Genomic DNA, 17,882 nt, shown 5'->3' on the forward strand with positions numbered 1-17,882 from the left:
GTCATCAGGCTCGGTTATGGCGAAGGGGGGGAAAGTGCTGATTCTCGGCGCTTCTGCTGCATAGCACAAAGAGATAAAAATACTTGCTGGCATGATAAAAACTCATGTGAAGCGCTTTCTGGTAGCGTGGCGCGATGCCGTTGTCGGAGCACCTCCATGTCTCGCCGTTTGCCTCCCCTGTATGCCTTGCGCGCCTTTGAAGCCGCCGCCCGACACAGTTCGTTCACCCGTGCCGGTGAAGAGCTGTCCATTACCCAGAGCGCGGTCAGCCGGCATATCCGCACCCTGGAAGAACATTTCTCCTGCCGCCTGTTCCAGCGCAGCGGGCGCAACCTGCAACTGACCGAGGCCGCGCGCTTGCTGTTGCCGGGCATTCGCGAAGGCTTCGGCGCCCTGGAGCGGGCCTGCAACACCTTGCTGGCCGAAGACGGCATTCTGCGCATGAAAGCGCCCTCGACTCTGACCATGCGCTGGCTGCTGGCGCGCCTGAGCCGCTTTCGCCATTTGCAGCCGGGCAACGAGGTGCAGCTCACCAGTGCCTGGATGGATGTGGACTCGGTGGACTTCAACCAGGAACCCTTCGATTGCGCGGTGCTGCTGAGCAACGGTCATTTCCCGCCGGACTGGGAAGCCAGCCTGCTGTTTCCCGAGCTGCTGATACCGGTGGGGGCGCCGAACCTGCTCAATGACCAGCCCTGGGATGTGGCGCGGCTGGCCGCCACCGAGCTGTTGCACCCAACCCCGGACCGTCGCGACTGGCGCAGTTGGCTGGAACATATGGGGCTGGCGGAGCAGGTTTCGCTCAAGGGCGGCCAGGTGTTCGACACCCTGGAGCTGGGGATGATCGCGGCAGCCCGGGGTTATGGGGTGTCCATGGGCGATCTGCTGATGGTGGCCGAAGATGTGGCCCAGGGTCGCTTGAGCCTGCCCTGGCCGACGGCGGTGGCCAGCGGCCTGGACTACTACCTGGTCTGGCCCAGGACCCGGCCCGGCGGCGAGCGGTTGCGACGCCTCAGCGATTTTCTCCAGGGCGAGGTCCGCGCCATGCAATTGCCCGAGGTAGAGCGCCTCGGCTGAAACGTTGCAGCGCTCGGGGGAACAAGGCCGGGAAGATATCCTTGTAGATCGCTCAAGTATTCCTGGATGCCGCCGAATCCTGTGGTATGGAACCAGCGTTCAGGAAGGTCCTAACTCTCTAAAAATACACAGAAAAATTGTCGCCGAGCGTGCAGCTTGATCAGGATGATCCGCCTTCTCGGCCAGGAGCCATCATGTCCCAACCCCGTGCCCGGATAGCCTCCCAGCTAGGGCTTGCCCTTGCCCTGGTACTCGCCCTGGTGATCAGTGGCAGCACCCTGTTCGCCCTGCGTTCACTGGACTCGGCGAACCTCGATACCCGCGAAGAGCACCTGGCCAGCGAAGCACGCTTGCTCGCCGACCAGCTCAGCACCTTTCACGGCAGCCTGCGCGAGAGCACCCAGCGCCTCAGCGGCCTGTTCGAAAACCGTTTCAGCAGTGGCCTGAGCCTGCATCCGGAACAGCCGGTGAGCGTGGCCGGGGTGCAGACCCCAGGCCTGCACCTGGGCACGGTGGTGCTCAACAACAACTTCGAGGAAGTGGACGAGTTCAAGCAGATGACGGCCGGGGTCGCGACCCTGTTCGTGCGCAGTGGCGATGATTTCATTCGGGTCAGCACCTCCCTGAGCAAGCAGGATGGCAGCCGGGCCATCGGCACTTTGCTCGATCATGCCCATCCGGCTTACCAGAAACTCATGGCCGGGCAGGGTTATGTCGGCCGCGCGCTGCTGTTCGAACGGCTGTACATGACCCAGTACACCCCGGTGCTGGATCGCAGCGGCAAGGTGATTGCGGTGCTGTTCGTCGGTTTCGACTACACCGATGCGCAGAACGCCCAGTTCGACAATCTCAAGCGTTTCCGCATCGGCCACAGCGGTTCCCTGGCCTTGCTGGATGAGCAGGGCAAGTGGCTGGTGCCGCCGGCCGGGGTGCAGGACCTGGATCAGGCCAAGGAACGCTTGGCCGCTGCAGTCCGGGAGCCTGGCAAGGGCCGCTTCTGGAGTGATCGCGGTGAAGACTTCTACAGTCTGGCGGTGCCCTTCGAGGGCGGCCCCTGGTCGGTGGTGGCGAGCATGCCCAAGGCCGAGATTCGCGCCGTGACCTGGAGCGTCGGCATCCGCCTGGTGATCGGCAGCCTGCTGGCGATGCTGCTGGCGGTGGGCGCTACGGTCTGGCTGCTGCGCAGCAAGCTGGCGCCGTTGGGTGACCTGGTGCGCCAGGCCCAGGCCCTGGGCGGCGGCGACCTGAGCGCGCGGCTGAATGTGGCCAGCCACGATGAGATTGGCCAGCTGGCCCGCAGTTTCAACCAGATGGGCGAAGCCCTGTCGACCATGGTCGAGCACATCCGCCGTTCCGCTGCCGAGGTCAACAGCCGGGCCCAGGCTCTGTCGGGCTTGTCCAGCGGTGCTTATGAGGGCATGGAGCAACAGTCCGGCGAGATCACCAGCATGGCCGGGGCGGTGGAAGAGTTCAGTGCCACCTCGCTGAACATCGCCGACAACATGGGCAGCACCCAGCGCCTGGCCCAGGAAAATGCCCAGCAGACCCATATCGGTCGCGAGTCCATGGAGCAGGCGTCGTCGTCCCTGGAGCAGATTGCCGGGGCACTGGGCAGCACGGCCACGGTGATCAATACCCTGGGCCAGCGCTCCCAGGAAATCGGCGGGATTGTCGGGGTGATCACCGCGATCGCCGACCAGACCAACCTGCTGGCCCTCAACGCCGCCATCGAGGCAGCCCGGGCCGGTGAGCAGGGGCGCGGCTTTGCCGTGGTGGCCGACGAGGTGCGCAACCTGGCGTCGCGCACCCGTGAGGCCACCGACGAGATCTCGCAGATGATCAACAGCATCCAGCAGGAAACCGGCAACGCCATCGAGACCATGGAGCAGGGCAACCGCTTGATGCAGGAAGGCCTGTCGCGCAACGCCAATGTGGCCTCGGCCCTGGCCCTGATCGACGAGCAGAGTCGCAGCGCTGGCGAGCAATTCGCCGCCATCACTACCGCGACCCAGGAGCAGAGCAGCACCGCCACGGTGCTCAGCAGCAACCTGCAAAGCATCGCCCAGGCCAACAGCGAGCAGCGTGAAGTGGTGTCCAACCTGGCCCTCACTGCCCGCGAACTGGAAGCCCTGGCCGCCGACCTGCGCCAGGAGGTCGACCGCTTCCGCTGACGCTGGCGCTATTGCCCTGCGGCTCAAAGTGACGGCGGCTTTCGCATCCTGCCGATCTAAGGCTCAGCGGGGCTCGGTTGGCTCACCCAGCCCCGGGTCCACGCGCTTGCCGATATCCCGCAGGCGCGCGAGCTGGTCGACCATGGTCGGCGCTTCGTCGACGCTGCTGACGAAGGTCCACAGGTAGGTCATCACCGCATACACATGGCCGGCCTTGACCTCGGGCGACAGCGCCAGTTGGCTGATGGTGATGACGAACAGCAGCGCGGCAATGGCCCCCAGAAACAGATAGGCCGCCGCTTCCCGGTCCGAAAGCCAGATGCGCAACCGCGACAGCAGGCGATAGTGACGCTGCAGCGAGACAGCGCCGACCTTGGCCACCAGGCCGATCTCCCTTTCCAGTCGATCATTCAGGCGCTCGTGCAGTTGCTGGTTGCGCCGGGCAAAGCGTGGCAGCAGGGTCACGCATAGCAGCAGTGCGCCCAGGCAGGCGAGGCCGATCCAGGGTTCGATCACCAGCAACATCACCGCCGCGCCAACGATCGACACCAGGGCCGTGGCGATGGTGGGCACGTGCTTTTCGAAGAAGTCGACGAACTCCCGGGCCAACACCACCCGCGCCGCGGCGGTGGAGGTGTCCTGCTGTTGCAGGCGCTGATTGAGGATCACCGGCACCGCAAGGTCGGCGTAGATACGGGTGAAGGTGCGGGTGTCCACCGCACGCCGCGCCGCACCCACCACCCAGAAACCCAGCACCACCAGTGCGTAGACCAGCGCATGGGCAGTGTCGCCGCGCAGGATCGAGTCCACGGCGAACCCGGCGAACAATGGATAGGCCAACAACAGGGCGTTTTCCAGGGCTACCAGGGACAGGGTGAAAAATAGCTTGCCCGGGTAGGCCCGGGCGATGGCCTTGAGGGTCTGGCCGGCGCTTTGCTGGCCGATTTTCTGGGTTGGGTCCACGGCGATGCGTGGGGTGACGGCGGACATAAGTGCACCACAAGGGGGGATAAGGTTAATATTGAGCGACTGCTCAATTATCTTTGAGCGACCGCTCAAAATGCAAGCGCCGTCCATCCAGGCGCCAAGAGGTTCGATTGCCCATGTCCCGTAGCGACCGCAAAGACCAGATCATCCAGGCCGCCCTGGAATTATTCCGCAGCAAGGGTTTCGCCGAGGTTTCCACCCGTGACCTGGCCGAGCACGCGGGCCTGTCCCGCAGTCACGTCTATCACTACTTCAGCGACTGGAAGGAGCTGCGCCGCGAAGCCTTCGTGCGTTTCGCCAATCAACAACTGGAGGAGGTGGGCGAGCCCCTGCGCGGTACGGCGCCAATGGACGCCTTGCAAGGCTTTCTCCGTGACTGCCTGCCCGATTCCGCCGAAGCCGGCTGGGCGCTGTGGCTCGATGCCTGGGACGAAGCCATGCACGACCCTGAGCTGGCCGAGGCTTACCTGCGGATCAATGGCGAGTGGCGGGGGATGCTGGCGGCGATCATTGCCGATGGGGTCCGGGCGGGGGTGTTCCGCTGCGCCAGTCCCGAGCGCGCGGCCCGGCAGTTGTTCGCCCAGACCATGGGTTACGCCGACGACCTGCTGCTGCGGGCTTCTCCCGAGTCGGCCCAGGCAGCGTTGCAGGAAGTGATGGAAGTGGCGGGCCTGCTGCTGGGCTTTGCGGACTGAGAGCAGGCCCGGTGCTTTGCGGAGTTTGTCCTGGGATCAGCTTCTTCTTGCTTGCTGAAACGTTTCATCAGCGCTATAAAAATCCCACAATTCCAAAAAGGTACCCCGCCATGACCCCGCTCAAACTGCTGCTGACCCTAGGCGCGTTGACCGCCACTTCTCACGCCATGGCCTGGGACTATGTCTTGCTCGACACCGACCGAGCCGTCCAGCCCCTGCACCTGACCAGCGAACAGTTGGGGGTGAAGAGCGAGCGACCCTTCTCCGTGACCCTGCGCACCTTGCATGGCGGGCGTCAGGAAGGGGTGACCATCGTCGATATCGACAATGGCCTGATGAAGCTCTCGGTGGTGCCGACCCGTGGCATGAATGTGTTGCAGGCCTCGGTGGGCGATGTGCGCCTGGGCTGGGATTCGCCGGTCAAGGAAGTGGTCAACCCGGCCTTTATCGAGCTCAACGGCCGGGGTGGCCTGGGCTGGCTGGAAGGTTTCAATGAGCTGGTGACCCGCTGCGGCTACGAATGGGTCGGGCACCCGGGCATGGACAACGGCGAACTGCTGACCCTGCACGGCCGTGCGGCGAACATTCCCGCCAGCAAGGTCACCCTGCATATCGACGAAACCCCGCCCTACGCCATTCGCCTGCGTGGCGAGCTCAAGGAGCAGGCCTTCAAGAAGGTCGATTTCAGCGTCGCCACTGAACTGGTCACCGAGCCCGGCAGCAGCAGCTTCACCCTCGACGATCGCCTGACCAACAACGGCGACTATGCAAAGGAATACCAGGCGCTGTACCACAGCAACTTCAGCACGCCGTTCCTCGAGCAGGGGGCGAAGTTCGCCGCGCCGGTGCAGCAGGTGTCGCCATTCAATGACAAGGCCAAGGCCGATTTGGCTGACTGGCAAACCTACCGCGGGCCAACCCGTGACTATGACGAAACCGTCTACAACCTGGTGCCCTATGCCGACGCTCAGGGCGAGACCCTGGCGGTGCTGCACAACCAGGCTGGCAGCCTCGGTGTGTCACTGGGCTTCAATACCCGGCAGCTGCCGGTGTTCTCGCTGTGGAAGAACACCGACACCCAGGGCCAGGGTTATGTGACCGGTCTGGAACCGGGCACCAGTTTTTCCTACAACCGGCGTTATCAGCGCCCGCTGAGTCTGGTGCCGAGCATAGGCGCCAAGGAGCAGCGGCAGTTCCAGATCCGCTACAGCCTGCTGGCAGACAAGGCCGCTGTGGATAAAGCCTTGAACCGCGTCGGACAGATTCAAGCTGGGCGTCAGACCGAAGTGCGGCCGACTCCGTTGGTGGATTTGAGCAAGGAGTGAGGCGTCAACCGCTACCGGGCCGATAGTGCAGTGCTTCGGCCAGGTGCTCGCGGTTGATGGTGTCCAGCGCTTGCAGGTCGGCCAGGGTGCGGGCCACCTTGAGCAGGCGGTGGGCGGCACGAAGCGACAGGTCCAGGCGTTCGCAGGCGGCTTCCAGCCAGTGCTCGTCGGCGCTGGACAGCTGGCAATGGCGGCGCAGGCCGGGCAGATCCAGTAGCGCATTGGCACAGCCCTGGCGTTGCAGTTGTCGCTCCCGGGCCAGTGCCACCTGGGCGGCAACGCTGGCGCTGTCGGCCCCGGGCTGTGGTTCGGGATTCAGCGCGGTGGCCTCGCGGGTCACGCTCAGGTGCAGGTCGATGCGGTCCAGCAAGGGGCCGGACAGCTTGTTGCGATAGCGCTGGATCTGTTCCGGGGTGCAGCGGCAACGACTGCTGGTTTCATCCAGGTAACCGCAGGGGCAGGGGTTCATCGCTGCCACCAGCTGGAAGCGCGCCGGGAACTGCACCCGCTCCCGGGCGCGGGAAATGACGATCTGACCAGACTCCATGGGCTCGCGCAGTACCTCCAGAACCTTGCGGTCGAACTCCGGCAACTCATCGAGAAACAGCACGCCGTGATGGGCCAGGGTAATTTCCCCAGGCTGGGGTTTCGAACCACCGCTGTAAGATCTATCAGAAAATGCTAAAAACACCAAAAATACATCGGAATTTGAGAAGTATGAACTCCTTCGGAACGCCAGTCCGTAAAATCAGCGGTACGTCACGCGGTGTTACCGGGTCGGTTCCCAAGATGGGGAAGTACGAGTCGTCCTTGGAGCGGGACATGATGGAGCTCATCCGCTTCGATCGGCGGGTACGGCAGTTCAGCCCGCAGCCTTTGACTCTTCAGTACCGTGATGGTGAAGGTAAACCTCGCTCGTACACCCCTGACGGTCTGATCCAGTTCCAGCATGCTGATCTCCCTGAGCCGTCAATTCTCTATGAAGTAAAGTTCAGAGAGGACTTCCGTGCAGAATGGAGAACCTACCTCCCAAAATTTCGAGCGGCAAAAGCGTACTGTAAAGAGAGGGGCTGGGTTTTTCGGGTTTACACCGAGGTGGAAATTCGGACGGTTTACCTTGCGAATGTGAAGTTCCTATGGCCCTACATCGTTCGAAAGGTTGATCCCGTGATGAGGGATCACATCCTCAATGTGCTCTGGGATTTGGGTGAGGCTGACCCCGACTTCCTCTTACATGCACTTTCTTCAGATCCCAAGGGCCGAGCCCTTTTGATACCTGCTCTTTGGCACATGGTTGCCACCGGCGGGATTGGTTGTGATCTGGATCTGAAATTGACCATGAACTCACGAATTTGGCCGATGAAAGAGGCCCAGCCATGAAAACGATCCGTCCCGGTAGCTTGGCCTACTGTCGAAACGAAGCCTGCATCGTTCTGGAGCTCAAAGGCTTGCTTGAAGCGGTGATCCGAATGACCGGGGATCAGTCAACACACATTGTCCGTGCCGCTGAACTGAGAGCCTCTCCGGTGAGTGATTCCACGCTTACCGCTAAGCACATTTTCGCTGAAGACCGTGATTGGACTGAAGCTGTTGAACGCCACAAGCTCATTCAACCGCTTCTGATGAATGGCCGACAAAGCTTGGAACACATTAAAGAGGCTGCCAAATCGTCAGGAAGAAGCGTATCCACAATCTACCGCTGGATTAAGCGATTCGAAGAGACCGGACTGGTTTCTTCGCTACTGCGTTCGGCGAGGCAGGACAAAGGTCAGCTCCGTTTGGATCAGGAGCTTGAAGACATAATCAATAAATGGATCGAAAATTCTTACCTGATTGAGGAGCGGCCCACGGTTAAGAAACTACATCAGGACATTAAAACTGAGTGTGAAGAGCTCGGGTTAGTGCCCCCACATGTCAACACGATTCACCAGCGGGTTCGGGACATTGATGAGCAGGAGCGGCATAAAAGACGGCTGGGACCCAGGTCCGCGAAAAATAAATATCGCCCTTTGAGAGGCTCCTTTCCAGCGACGGACGCACCTAACTCTGTAGTGCAAATCGACCACACGCCAGTTGACGTGATCATCGTCGATGAGATCGACCGTCTTCCTATTGGTCGTCCAAACCTCACCATGAGTATTGACGTGCACACGCGCATGATCGGCGGATTCTTCTTCTCTTTGGATCCGGTTGGAGCGAATTCTGCAGCGCTCTGCATCGCCCATGCGGTAGCTCAAAAAAGCTACTGGCTGGCGGCTCGAGATATTCCAGCGGAATGGCCAATCTACGGTCTGATGCAGAAAATTCACGTTGATAACGCGAAAGAGTTTAAAGGACGAGCCTTGACCCGTGGATGTGATGAATACGGGATCATCTTGGAGCACAGGCCGAGAAAGCAGCCGAACTATGGTCCGCACATCGAACGTGCGTTTCGCACCTTCATGGCCAAAGGCCACCAGATACCGGGAACAACATTCTCCAACACCCTCGAAAAACTCGACTACGACTCCGAGGGCAGGGCTTGTATGACGCTCAAGGAGCTGGAGCTGTGGTTTACAATTTTTGTTGTTTACATTTACCACAATGAACCCCACCAAGGGCTTGGTGGTATTTCACCAATTAACTATTACAGTCAGTGCGTGCATGGTACGAAGGATCAACCTGGTGTGGGGCTACCTGAGCCGATTGAGAACGAAGAAAAGTTCAGGCTAGATTTTACGCCATATTTCTTGAGAACCGTTCAGCGTCACGGCGCAAAGATTGATGGGATCCACTATTACGCACCTGTCCTACGCACCCGAATTGTTCAACAGGGAGACGATGGAAAGGCACGAAAATTCATTTTCGTTCAGGATCCTCGAGATATCAGTGTCGTTTACTTTCTTGACCCTGATGAACAAATCTACCACCCAGTCCCCTACTTCAACTCAAGTCACCCTCCGATAAGCGTCTGGGAGCTGCGAGAGGTGACACGACGCATTCTCGAGACACCAGGCACCAAAATAAACGAAGCCGCGATATTCGAAGGTGTACGCCGAATGCGTGCAGTCGAAAAGAACGCCATTGAGAAAACCCGATTGGCGCGGAAGGCTCGTGCCTCTGAGAAGCGAAAACGGCGTATGGCCGAAAGACGGAAAGGATGGGATGGCGTGCACACCGTTCTTGAACCGTCATCGACATCTGAGCCAGTGGCGGTTAGTTCGGATGTCGTCGAGCCCTATGATGAGATCGAAATAGGTTAATGCCATGAGCGACTTTGAACATCTTGTAGAGCCTCTTGCCGAAAAATGTTGGCAGATGAGCGACCAGGAGCGTATTGAGCAACTCAGGACCCCTAGATGGTTGGGTTATCCTCGCGCTAAGGAAATTGAAACGAAGCTTGAATGGCTGTTCAGTCATCCTAGGGTTACCCGAATGCCGAGCATGTTGCTGATCGGGCGGACCAACAATGGAAAAACAGGGTTGGTTAACCGCTTCGCTGCTCGGCACCTTCCTTCTGACAATCCAGGGGGTGAAAGCATTATTGCTCCGGTGCTTATGATCCAAACGCCACCGAAGCCTACCGAAGCGGGTTTGTACACTGAGATTCTCCATCCATTGCTGAAGCGGCTTCCTCACGGAACCGTTGCTGACAAACGCGCAAGGACGACTGAGATATTAAGGAAGGTGCAGCTCAAGGTTCTTATTCTCGATGAAATGCACAACATGCTTGCTGCCACAGCTCCTGCGCAGCGTGAGTTTCTGAACGCTATTAAGTACCTTTCCAACGAGCTACAGATATCGATAGTTGGTGTCGGTGACGACACGCTTATCAGTGCGGTCAGTATAGATTCTCAGATCCAGAATCGATTCCCGGCTGAAATTCTTCCTAAGTGGAAAGTTGGGCCGGAATTTAGCCGTCTGCTTGCGTCGTTTGAAAAAGTCCTACCCTTGAAACATCCCTCCGGTCTGGTTGAGCCGATGCTGGCGATGAAGTTGGCTGCCATGTGTGAGGGAACGATTGGCGAACTGTCGCTGCTGTTGAACGCAGCTAGCACCTATGCGATCCGCTGTGGTCAGGAGCAAATTACGGCCGAGGTTTTGAATAAGTGTGGGTATGTACCGCCGTCTGAGCGGAAGTTGTTGACCGTGGAGATATAGATGCTGCCTATCCATCCGCAGCCTGCGGAGGACGAAATCCTTTCGTCCTGGTTGGTGCGGCTGGCCTTCTCAAATGGCTTTCCCTTGCACACGTTCTTCAACAGTCTGCTTGGCTACAAGGGGGCCATTTGGACACGGGATATTGACCGACATCCATCGGATCAACTGCTCCAACTGCTCAGTCACCAAACACAGCAGCCGTTTTCGATGCTTCAGAGCATGACGCTGAGCTCCTACGAAGGGACTTTTTTCTCGGAACTACCTCTGCATGGTGACGTGAATTGGTTACTGGCGTTGGGCGTCTACCATCGAGACCACAAACGTGCAGGGATGCAGTACTGTCCCTTGTGCCTGCAGAACGATTCAACTCCCTACTACCGCATGTTGTGGCGTATTGCTTCCACGGTTCTTTGCCCCGTCCATTACTGCATGATGGAGGATGACTGTCCTCGGTGCCATGCGCTGGTGATGTTCCATCGTCATGGTATTGGCAGACATAAACTCCCGTATGTGGAGGATCTTCGGCACTGCTATCAATGCTCGCTTGATTTGGGTGGCGTGAAGCCAAGGCAACCTGAGTGGCCGGACAACCATTCACTGAATTTTCTCACCGCATTGATCGGTCATCCAAAGCTCTCTCCCTGGAAAAATCTACCAATCAATGCACCATGCAGCATTCCATTTTTCACCGGTCTCAGAGAAATACTGAGGCTACTGAACTGCAAGTATGGACCTAGGTTTGAGCCTCTTTTCTGCGGGGAACTCAGAACGCCTGCATTATCTCTATCCAGACAGGATTTTGAGTACCTGCGCAGCGAGCGTAGGCTCATCCTAATGCTGCGCGCGGCTTGGCTGCTCCAAGAGTGGCCAGACCGATTTATCGAGGCTTGTCACGTTGCGCATTTGTCACGTAGTCGAATCAGTGAGTATCCCGATCTGCTTCCGTTCTGGCTTGAGGACGCGGTTTCTAGACTCGATCAACGAGTTTATTCCCCTAATCAGCAGGAAGTCCTCGCGGCCGCTGCTTACCTGACCAGGCAGGGCTATCAGGTGAACTGGGAAACCTTGAGCGAGGTATTTGGTGTGCGGCGAGATTGGGCGAAGAGGTTGGTGAAGATGACGCGCTAGTGTGATAACGGCGACAGTACTACCCGCGACCCTGAACTTCAGAACGGATGGCGGCGCCCATAGAAAAGATCCGCGTTAAACACTTTCGCATGGGCTGCATTCAGAGTATTAAGTTATTGATTTTTCTACCTTGGGCAAAATGCTATTAGTGGTGGTATTCTCACATCATTCATGTCATGGAAGACAGCAATGCCTGTTCCCTCGCTATCTCAATCGCTGGTGGTAAACCTGGATTATTACCACGGCCACCAATCACTGCTTGCGAAGGGGGCATACGAGACTTTGGGTACCGCCTCCAAAGTGGAGTCTTTTCAGAAGCAGGGGACAATTCCTCTGTCAGACTTCCTCAACTATTTCCTTATCCACCGTTCAGTAAGTCCAGATTATGCCTCGTACATAGAGCGGCTCAATTACCTAGACACAGCAAGCACTTGGTTGAACGGTGTTCTAGATTTGAGCGGCTCGATCAATTGGCGGCCGGGTAGCAACGGTCTCCAAGAAAATGTGGGGGAGGCTGTTAGCCTTTCTGTCGCGAGCTCTTTGTTTGGACTGACGGCTGCAGACTGGGAAACGATTCCCGAGCAAAAAGGGAGGCGAGCACATCCGACCTTTGATTTTGAACGGACATTGGTCGGTATTACGGCCCAAAATGCGGTCGTACAGATCGAAGCAAAGGGAAGTTTTGTTCGCGACAACACGGTTGATCAAAGCGCCGTGAAGGCGCATGCAAGAAATATTTCAAAGAAAAAAGACAAGATTACAAACATAGGTGCTGCCTACAAACATCCTGCGACGGTGATGTACGGGATGATTGTATCTATTGACCCAACGAATGAAGCTAAATGCTGGTTGCTAGATCCACCAACTGAGCAGTTGGAGGGTAACCCTAGCGATATCAAAGTCGCGATTCGGCTAGAGTATGTCGCCTCGATCGTGGCTATGCTTGCGCCAAATGCGAAGCTTCCTCGAGCGCTACGCGATCGTGCGGCTTTGTGGCGGGAGGGAGCAGTTTCGAAAGAGATCGAGTCACTTGAAGGACATCCCTACACGGGGGAAAACTATGTGGACGCCTATTTGGCGAAAAGCAAAATCTGGATGGCAGAACGTGATGTCGTCGGTCAGCTATATCTAGGCGAATCTGGGCGAGTTTTCTTTCTGGGGTTACGTGGGGACTTGGTTCGTGCGGCCATTAAGCAAGATCCTGAAGCAATCGTTCAGGCGCGCTATAAACACAGTGTTGAGCAGGCCCATGTGAGCGGAGAACCAATGCGGCTTGACCGTTGGAAAAAAGGTTCACGTCGTAATGTCGCATTGACCCTTTACACAGCATCCAGTGGAGTAGTCATCGGGCTGCCTGGGAACGGTTAATCGCTCATGCCATCGACGACTTGGTAAATGACGCGACCGATTCCGTGCTTCACCCCATCACATTTGAGCTGGTGGACACATCTGTGCTGGGTCTTCCGGATGATCCTGCTGAGTGGGAACGACTATAGCGACAGAGCAGTCGAGTTCTGCTGATATTGGATACCCAATGGGGCGGTTCGCTCGCAAAACGTTGTTCCGCGTCGAACGCTTTAAGACCAATCATGCGTGATATTTCGCACAAATTCAGAGTGACATATGGTTAATATGAAAAAAGTAGCGTTGTACGTGGGGGCTGTTGGCGCACTGGCATCAGTTGGAGCATGGCTGTTGCCGACGAGTGCGTCGTCACAGAGTACTACTGGCAATAATAGCCCTGCGATCTCTGGTAACGGGAACAGCGTAAATTACGTGTCAGGTTTTCCGGATCTTAAAACCATTCAAGCGCAGCGCCCGAACATCAGTGACGAGCAATACGACGCAATCAAGAAAGGAATGTCGTATCAACAGGTTTTGGACATTGTGAAAATTCCAGGGCGTGAGGTGTCCAGTAACGACAACGTCATCGTTTACACCTGGGGCAATGAGCTATACATCTACATGATGGTCACGCTGATTGATGGCAAGGTTCACTCAAAACATCGCTGATATAGTCGATGGTGTCGTTATTAGTGGGAATGTCACTTCGTGGCAGCGGTAGTACATCTTGTTCATCTAGATTTGTGTAAATAAAGTCAGTCCTGACGTATTTCATAGATCTTCAAAAATCTAAGATCAGTGAAACCCTGTTTGGCGAAGCACATCAATGGTCTCGAGTTGCTGTTTGGGATACGGATGTAACCGAAATCAAGGAGGGAACGTTTGGACTTTTGTTTGGGGGATGTGGGGGGGCATTGCGCTGAACTAAGTTAATGGTGTGTTTGTCAATCATTAGGCAATCAGGATCAGAATGACATCCCTTCGGTTGCTTGGACAAGAAGCTCCTCTACCTGACGGGATCCGACAGTTGTCGAGAGCATCTCAATGGGGCTTTTCCCCGCGAAAAGAGACTTCGGTTTGGACAGCCAGCGCATAGCTTTATCAGTGTCGCCAAAAAAAGACTCAGCTAAAGCAACGGCGTGTGCCAGTCGAAACAAATGATCACTTTGACTGGCGGTTAGTCGCTCGCCACTGGTCAGCTTCATTCTGAGCGATTGGGGAACGATTGCGTCCTTAGTACCAAGGCCGATGAGCCCTAAATGGCCCATTGCCGTAAGAGTGTTTACCTCAAATCCGGCATCGATAATTTCGTGAATTTGCAGAGCAGTTGCGTCGATGGGGATATTGAGCAAAACATTCATGCGGCTTCGATAGCTTTCATCGGCTTGAGCGCGCAAGACGTCGGTGCCTTTGGGATATTCACGCTTAAGAGCGCGCATCGGTGTCAGGATGATCGTATCGCCGGCGACGGTGATTTCCAAATCATCCCCGATTCTCAAGCCCAACTCCTGCAACAGGACAGCGGGTAAATCGACGATGACATCGCCGCTGCCATCATTGGTGGTCTGAGCTTGAACAAACCAGTGCCTGTCGTTCTCCATATCATCCATCCGATATGCCGTCAGCGAGAGAGGGTCCCATATGCTCGCGCGTGCAGCGGCATCTGTCATGGAATAAAATAGCCTTCGCATGATACTCGGCATTGAATTGCGATAAGTGGTCCACTCGCTTGTAGGTATGTGCAGAGATTCGGCCGCGTGGTCAGACCCGTCATCGCAAGATAGTTTAGTGGCGCTGGGTGTGGCTCATTCAATTCAGACTCAAAAAATAACTCAGCGTTATTCTCTTGCACGTACTCTCGTGCAGCAGGATACATCTCCCGGGTACTTGGCTGGGCAACTTGTGCTGGGTTTATGTGCACGACGGGCGCGCCGGCGTGAAGCGCCATGATTGGAATCTCTGCGGCAGGGAAGACTACCCCCGAGGTGCCTATCGACAGCAGAACATCGCAGTCTCTCGCTGCCCGGACAGCGCGTTTCCAGGCACCGGCCGGCAGATTCTCCCCGAACCACACCCGGACGTAGTTTGCCGTTACAACGGGGACAACGCGGTGGTTCGATCCTCAAACCCTCACTAGCGACTGGCTGTTCGAAGGAAAAGGCTGCGGGTGTTCGATGCCAGGCAAAGCATTTTGGCGACACAAGGCTCCCGTGCAGATGAATCACATCCGCTGATCCTGACCGCTCATGAAGGTCATTGATGTTTTGGGTGACCACCGTCACCTCTCGGGTCTTGGCCAGTTGTGCAAAAGCCTGATGCGTAGCATTCGGCGTAGCTTGCGCGACCTGAGTCCGCCACCACAGGTACCATCCCCAGACCAGTGCTGCGTCCTCTTGGAATCCGCTCGCAGTTTCAAGCTTCGCTGGATCATGGCGAGCCCAGATGCCCGTCAGCGGATCGCGGAATGTAGGAATACCGCTTTCTTCGGAGATGCCAGCGCCAGTGAACACCACAATTCGCTTCGCGTCACCGACCAGTGCCGCCACCGTTTCGATCGTACTGCTTATTTCCCCACCGCTAGTGATGGTGCTTGCCCAGGGTAATATCGAATCGAAATGATGCATTTGGAGGGGATGGCAACAGTCATTTTTTAACACTGACAGCATCACATAATGAAAGGAGTACTGCATGACCAACCTTGGCGACATCACCCGGCAGTTTTCCATGGAGGGAGCTACCCACCTCTACTCCAGCTTTCCGGCCATGCTCACTCCAGCGGACCTTTATCGCGTCAAGGACAATCCGACGCATAAGGACGCACTCTCAGCATGCAACATTTATCTTATCGCTCGTCGTCCACGGATTTATTTGAAGCCGGAGGGATTTGTCTTGAACGGTCGGACGATTACCGGGGATTTTTTGGTGTTGCGCGAACACGGTATGACCGCACTCCCTTTCGTTTACGAGATCTGCGATGCGTCGATCCCTGAAGATATACCGATCGAAGATGTCGCGGTGGCTCTTAACGGTACGTCACTTATCATCATGACGCCCGCGGGTAAGCAGTTCATTGCAGTGAACGCGATTGTCGCCGCGGCAAAAAGCTTGCTGACGCCGTACGACACCGATCTTGAGGTGCTGTATGTAGGTCAGGCAATTGGCCGCACCACATCTCGCAATGCTTTGGATCGCCTGCTATCGCACAATAAGCTGCAACAGATCCTTGCTGAAACCTCAACGCATTTCCCCGAGCGCGAAGTTCTGCTGTTGCTGTATAGATTCGAGCACGGCAAAACGATCATCAGTAATGGAGGCGACTTCAATGTGGCGGCCCAGGCCTCTGATGAGCAGGATTCGGCCCATATGGATCGTTTGCAAAACGTTCGGTTGAATAGAAAGGAGGTAGTGTCTTTGGCTGAGGCAGGGTTGATCAACTACTTCAAGCCGTACTACAACACTCTGATCAAGACGAACAATTTCTCGTCGAAAGACAAGCTCAAGGTCTTGAAGCAATTGTTAAAGAAGGGGATTGCTGGCCTCGTGGTGGAGCTTTGCTCGGTCAACTTACGATCGCGGATCGGTACAGTTCACGCGGCGCCCATCGACCTGACCGAGAAGATGCCAAATGAGGTTCTAGACGGGCGCAATCTCGAGGACGACAGCATGAAGGAACAGTTGAAAGAGCAGTTGAAGCAAATAGCACACACGCACTACGCCAGGTTTCCGCTCACCACGACTCAAGAAAGGAACACTTTCCTGCATGGCACCACCTTCATCGGTCAGACCGAGGAACCGTGGAACTGGTAGGTCTATAGCATGTTGAGGCCTGCTCATTCACTAGTGCCACGGAAAACCCCTGATATCCTGAGATATCTGGCTCCGAGACTTAGTTGGCACACAGCTTCCCCTTGGAGACGCTTAACAGCCCGCCCCCATGGCGGGCTTTTTCGTATTTACTCCATTTCGGTATCCGTCAGACCCGTTCAAGATCGGGATACTCGGCCTCTTCCCTCGACTGGCTCTCATGCCAATCCGCCCAGAGTTTCTGCTCCTCTTCATACAGCTCCCGAGAGACAGTGCGGGGCAGGTACGCCTCAATATCACGTGTATCGGCTGCATAAACATAGCGGCTGGCACCATTCAGAATCATCATCCGGAAAAATGCCGCCTCTTCGAGGCTGAGAGTGGTGCCGCGTTGAGGGGGGCGATAGCCTACACAAGCAAACAGAAGATGCTTAGGGCTTAACGGCATGAAAAGTCGTGTACCTCGTACGCCCCAGCCACCCTCTAGACTCCATTTGCCGTTCTCTCCAATGCCCAGCCTTGTGAACGGATTATCTGTGGTTGGCCAAGTCACCCCAGCAGGAGCTCGCAGGATAGTCCATCGATGAGTTGGCATCCGATGGATAGTGCTTTTTAGGACGTGTTCCAAATGCCAAATCCAGAGCTTCCGTCCATTCAGTACTCGAGCTTGGATACCTTCCTCTCCATCCTCATTTTTTACAGACTCGATCTTCAGCGGAAGCTTGTCAAAAGGAGCCACTATCGGGATGGGTTCAAGCTCTACACCGGAGGTCAGAGCTGCATCAATCTTTGCAACAGATCCCTCCATGGATTCGGACAACACTTCCTCAAGAGTTTCACTTTGACGCTTCATAAAGCTGTGCAGGCCAGCCGGCGTCCTGACCGACTGCGCTACGGCAAAGCGGAACAAATTGTTCCAGTCCTCGCTGGTCAGTCGCGACTCGGTAACCACTTTCGCAATTGATACGGACGCGGGCACTTCGAAATCACGATCAAGCCAGCGTTCGATCTCATCACTGTCTTTTGAACCTGAGAAATAAGAGTACAGGTGCTCAAGCTTGGCAATGCTCTTAGGTGAAAGGGCTTTCCAGATTTCGCATTTTACATGCGGCACCACGAGCCTGTAGGTGAGGACCTTACCATCATTCATCCACTGCTTCAGGTAAGTCTGAGGTACGTAGTGATTGTCCTTTTTGAAGCTTTCCATGATG

General features: G+C 56.4%; 15 protein-coding genes and 1 pseudogene. 11 read left to right on the forward strand and 5 right to left on the reverse strand.

Annotation, left to right across the window (positions count from 1 at the left end):
* Positions 1 to 156 precede the first annotated feature (156 nt).
* Together J4P02_RS03505 and J4P02_RS03510 are read left to right on the forward strand one after the other, a co-directional pair.
* Positions 157 to 1,077, forward strand: a complete 921-nt coding sequence (locus J4P02_RS03505; protein ID WP_426187821.1) for a LysR substrate-binding domain-containing protein — start codon at positions 157 to 159, stop codon at positions 1,075 to 1,077.
* Positions 1,078 to 1,271: 194 nt separating this feature from the next.
* The gene (locus J4P02_RS03510) at positions 1,272 to 3,248 is read left to right on the forward strand and encodes a methyl-accepting chemotaxis protein (protein WP_426187823.1); all 1,977 of its coding nucleotides are present in this window, start codon (positions 1,272 to 1,274) and stop codon (positions 3,246 to 3,248) included.
* 63 nt (positions 3,249 to 3,311) lie between these two features.
* Here the strand turns inward: J4P02_RS03510 and J4P02_RS03515 are convergent, their stop codons facing one another.
* Entirely contained in the window at positions 3,312 to 4,238 is a 927-nt protein-coding gene (locus tag J4P02_RS03515) for an ABC transporter six-transmembrane domain-containing protein (RefSeq protein WP_426187825.1), read from the reverse strand.
* 113 nt (positions 4,239 to 4,351) lie between these two features.
* Between J4P02_RS03515 and J4P02_RS03520 the strand changes: the two genes are divergently transcribed.
* On the forward strand, positions 4,352 to 4,930 hold the full coding sequence (locus J4P02_RS03520; protein WP_426187827.1) for a TetR/AcrR family transcriptional regulator: 579 nt from the start codon (positions 4,352 to 4,354) through the stop codon (positions 4,928 to 4,930).
* Between the two features lie 110 nt (positions 4,931 to 5,040).
* Positions 5,041 to 6,255: an aldose 1-epimerase family protein gene (locus J4P02_RS03525; protein ID WP_426187829.1), complete on the forward strand. Its 1,215-nt coding sequence runs from the start codon at positions 5,041 to 5,043 to the stop codon at positions 6,253 to 6,255.
* A gap of 4 nt (positions 6,256 to 6,259) precedes the next feature.
* Here J4P02_RS03525 and J4P02_RS03530 read toward each other — a convergent pair whose 3' ends face one another.
* A complete protein-coding gene (locus J4P02_RS03530) occupies positions 6,260 to 6,994 on the reverse strand; it encodes an ATP-binding protein (protein WP_426188613.1) in 735 nt (244 codons plus the stop codon).
* A gap of 83 nt (positions 6,995 to 7,077) precedes the next feature.
* On the opposite strand from J4P02_RS03530, the gene J4P02_RS03535 reads away from it, so the two are divergent.
* The 6 genes from J4P02_RS03535 (at position 7,078) to J4P02_RS03560 (ending at position 13,536) form a co-directional block, all read left to right on the forward strand.
* Complete coding sequence (locus J4P02_RS03535) at positions 7,078 to 7,635, forward strand: TnsA endonuclease N-terminal domain-containing protein (RefSeq protein WP_426187831.1); 558 nt, start codon at positions 7,078 to 7,080, stop codon at positions 7,633 to 7,635.
* Complete coding sequence (locus tag J4P02_RS03540) at positions 7,632 to 9,497, forward strand: helix-turn-helix domain-containing protein (RefSeq protein ID WP_426187833.1); 1,866 nt, start codon at positions 7,632 to 7,634, stop codon at positions 9,495 to 9,497. Before J4P02_RS03535 ends, J4P02_RS03540 begins: the two co-directional genes overlap by 4 nt.
* 4 nt (positions 9,498 to 9,501) lie before the next feature.
* The gene (locus tag J4P02_RS03545) at positions 9,502 to 10,395 is read left to right on the forward strand and encodes a TniB family NTP-binding protein (RefSeq protein ID WP_426187834.1); all 894 of its coding nucleotides are present in this window, start codon (positions 9,502 to 9,504) and stop codon (positions 10,393 to 10,395) included.
* On the forward strand, positions 10,396 to 11,523 hold the full coding sequence (locus J4P02_RS03550; RefSeq protein ID WP_426187836.1) for a TniQ family protein: 1,128 nt from the start codon (positions 10,396 to 10,398) through the stop codon (positions 11,521 to 11,523).
* 189 nt (positions 11,524 to 11,712) lie between these two features.
* Positions 11,713 to 12,891 (forward strand): hypothetical protein, encoded by a 1,179-nt coding sequence (locus J4P02_RS03555; RefSeq protein ID WP_426187838.1) that lies wholly within the window; start codon positions 11,713 to 11,715, stop codon positions 12,889 to 12,891.
* Between the two features lie 255 nt (positions 12,892 to 13,146).
* On the forward strand, positions 13,147 to 13,536 hold the full coding sequence (locus tag J4P02_RS03560; protein WP_426187840.1) for a hypothetical protein: 390 nt from the start codon (positions 13,147 to 13,149) through the stop codon (positions 13,534 to 13,536).
* Positions 13,537 to 13,832: 296 nt separating this feature from the next.
* On the opposite strand, the gene J4P02_RS03565 is transcribed toward J4P02_RS03560, so the two are convergent.
* On the reverse strand, positions 13,833 to 14,477 hold the full coding sequence (locus tag J4P02_RS03565; RefSeq protein ID WP_426187842.1) for an antitoxin Xre/MbcA/ParS toxin-binding domain-containing protein: 645 nt from the start codon (positions 14,475 to 14,477) through the stop codon (positions 13,833 to 13,835).
* A 56-nt stretch (positions 14,478 to 14,533) separates the two neighbouring features.
* A pseudogene (locus J4P02_RS03570) lies at positions 14,534 to 15,593 on the reverse strand (SIR2 family NAD-dependent protein deacylase).
* On the opposite strand from J4P02_RS03570, the gene J4P02_RS03575 reads away from it, so the two are divergent.
* Positions 15,556 to 16,674: a hypothetical protein gene (locus J4P02_RS03575; protein ID WP_426187844.1), complete on the forward strand. Its 1,119-nt coding sequence runs from the start codon at positions 15,556 to 15,558 to the stop codon at positions 16,672 to 16,674. The pseudogene J4P02_RS03570 and the gene J4P02_RS03575 overlap by 38 nt on opposite strands.
* 166 nt (positions 16,675 to 16,840) lie before the next feature.
* Here the strand turns inward: J4P02_RS03575 and J4P02_RS03580 are convergent, their stop codons facing one another.
* The gene (locus tag J4P02_RS03580) at positions 16,841 to 17,878 is read right to left on the reverse strand and encodes a DUF4238 domain-containing protein (RefSeq protein ID WP_426187846.1); all 1,038 of its coding nucleotides are present in this window, start codon (positions 17,876 to 17,878) and stop codon (positions 16,841 to 16,843) included.
* Positions 17,879 to 17,882 lie beyond the last annotated feature (4 nt).

It is taken from the genome of Pseudomonas sp. NFXW11, from assembly GCF_049887815.1.
In the GTDB taxonomy this organism is placed as follows: Bacteria; Pseudomonadota; Gammaproteobacteria; order Pseudomonadales; family Pseudomonadaceae; genus Aquipseudomonas.

What these genes read in the sequence shown, in the direction of transcription:
- J4P02_RS03505 (WP_426187821.1), top strand. Translation starts at nt 157, where the DNA reads ATGTCTCGCCGTTTGCCTCCCCTGTATGCCTTGCGCGCCTTTGAAGCC.
- J4P02_RS03510 (WP_426187823.1), top strand. Translation starts at nt 1,272, where the DNA reads ATGTCCCAACCCCGTGCCCGGATAGCCTCCCAGCTAGGGCTTGCCCTT.
- J4P02_RS03515 (WP_426187825.1), bottom strand. Translation starts at nt 4,238, where the DNA reads ATGTCCGCCGTCACCCCACGCATCGCCGTGGACCCAACCCAGAAAATC.
- J4P02_RS03520 (WP_426187827.1), top strand. Translation starts at nt 4,352, where the DNA reads ATGTCCCGTAGCGACCGCAAAGACCAGATCATCCAGGCCGCCCTGGAA.
- J4P02_RS03525 (WP_426187829.1), top strand. Translation starts at nt 5,041, where the DNA reads ATGACCCCGCTCAAACTGCTGCTGACCCTAGGCGCGTTGACCGCCACT.
- J4P02_RS03535 (WP_426187831.1), top strand. Translation starts at nt 7,078, where the DNA reads ATGATGGAGCTCATCCGCTTCGATCGGCGGGTACGGCAGTTCAGCCCG.
- J4P02_RS03540 (WP_426187833.1), top strand. Translation starts at nt 7,632, where the DNA reads ATGAAAACGATCCGTCCCGGTAGCTTGGCCTACTGTCGAAACGAAGCC.
- J4P02_RS03545 (WP_426187834.1), top strand. Translation starts at nt 9,502, where the DNA reads ATGAGCGACTTTGAACATCTTGTAGAGCCTCTTGCCGAAAAATGTTGG.
- J4P02_RS03550 (WP_426187836.1), top strand. Translation starts at nt 10,396, where the DNA reads ATGCTGCCTATCCATCCGCAGCCTGCGGAGGACGAAATCCTTTCGTCC.
- J4P02_RS03555 (WP_426187838.1), top strand. Translation starts at nt 11,713, where the DNA reads ATGCCTGTTCCCTCGCTATCTCAATCGCTGGTGGTAAACCTGGATTAT.
- J4P02_RS03560 (WP_426187840.1), top strand. Translation starts at nt 13,147, where the DNA reads ATGGTTAATATGAAAAAAGTAGCGTTGTACGTGGGGGCTGTTGGCGCA.
- J4P02_RS03565 (WP_426187842.1), bottom strand. Translation starts at nt 14,477, where the DNA reads ATGGATGATATGGAGAACGACAGGCACTGGTTTGTTCAAGCTCAGACC.
- J4P02_RS03575 (WP_426187844.1), top strand. Translation starts at nt 15,556, where the DNA reads ATGACCAACCTTGGCGACATCACCCGGCAGTTTTCCATGGAGGGAGCT.
- J4P02_RS03580 (WP_426187846.1), bottom strand. Translation starts at nt 17,878, where the DNA reads ATGGAAAGCTTCAAAAAGGACAATCACTACGTACCTCAGACTTACCTG.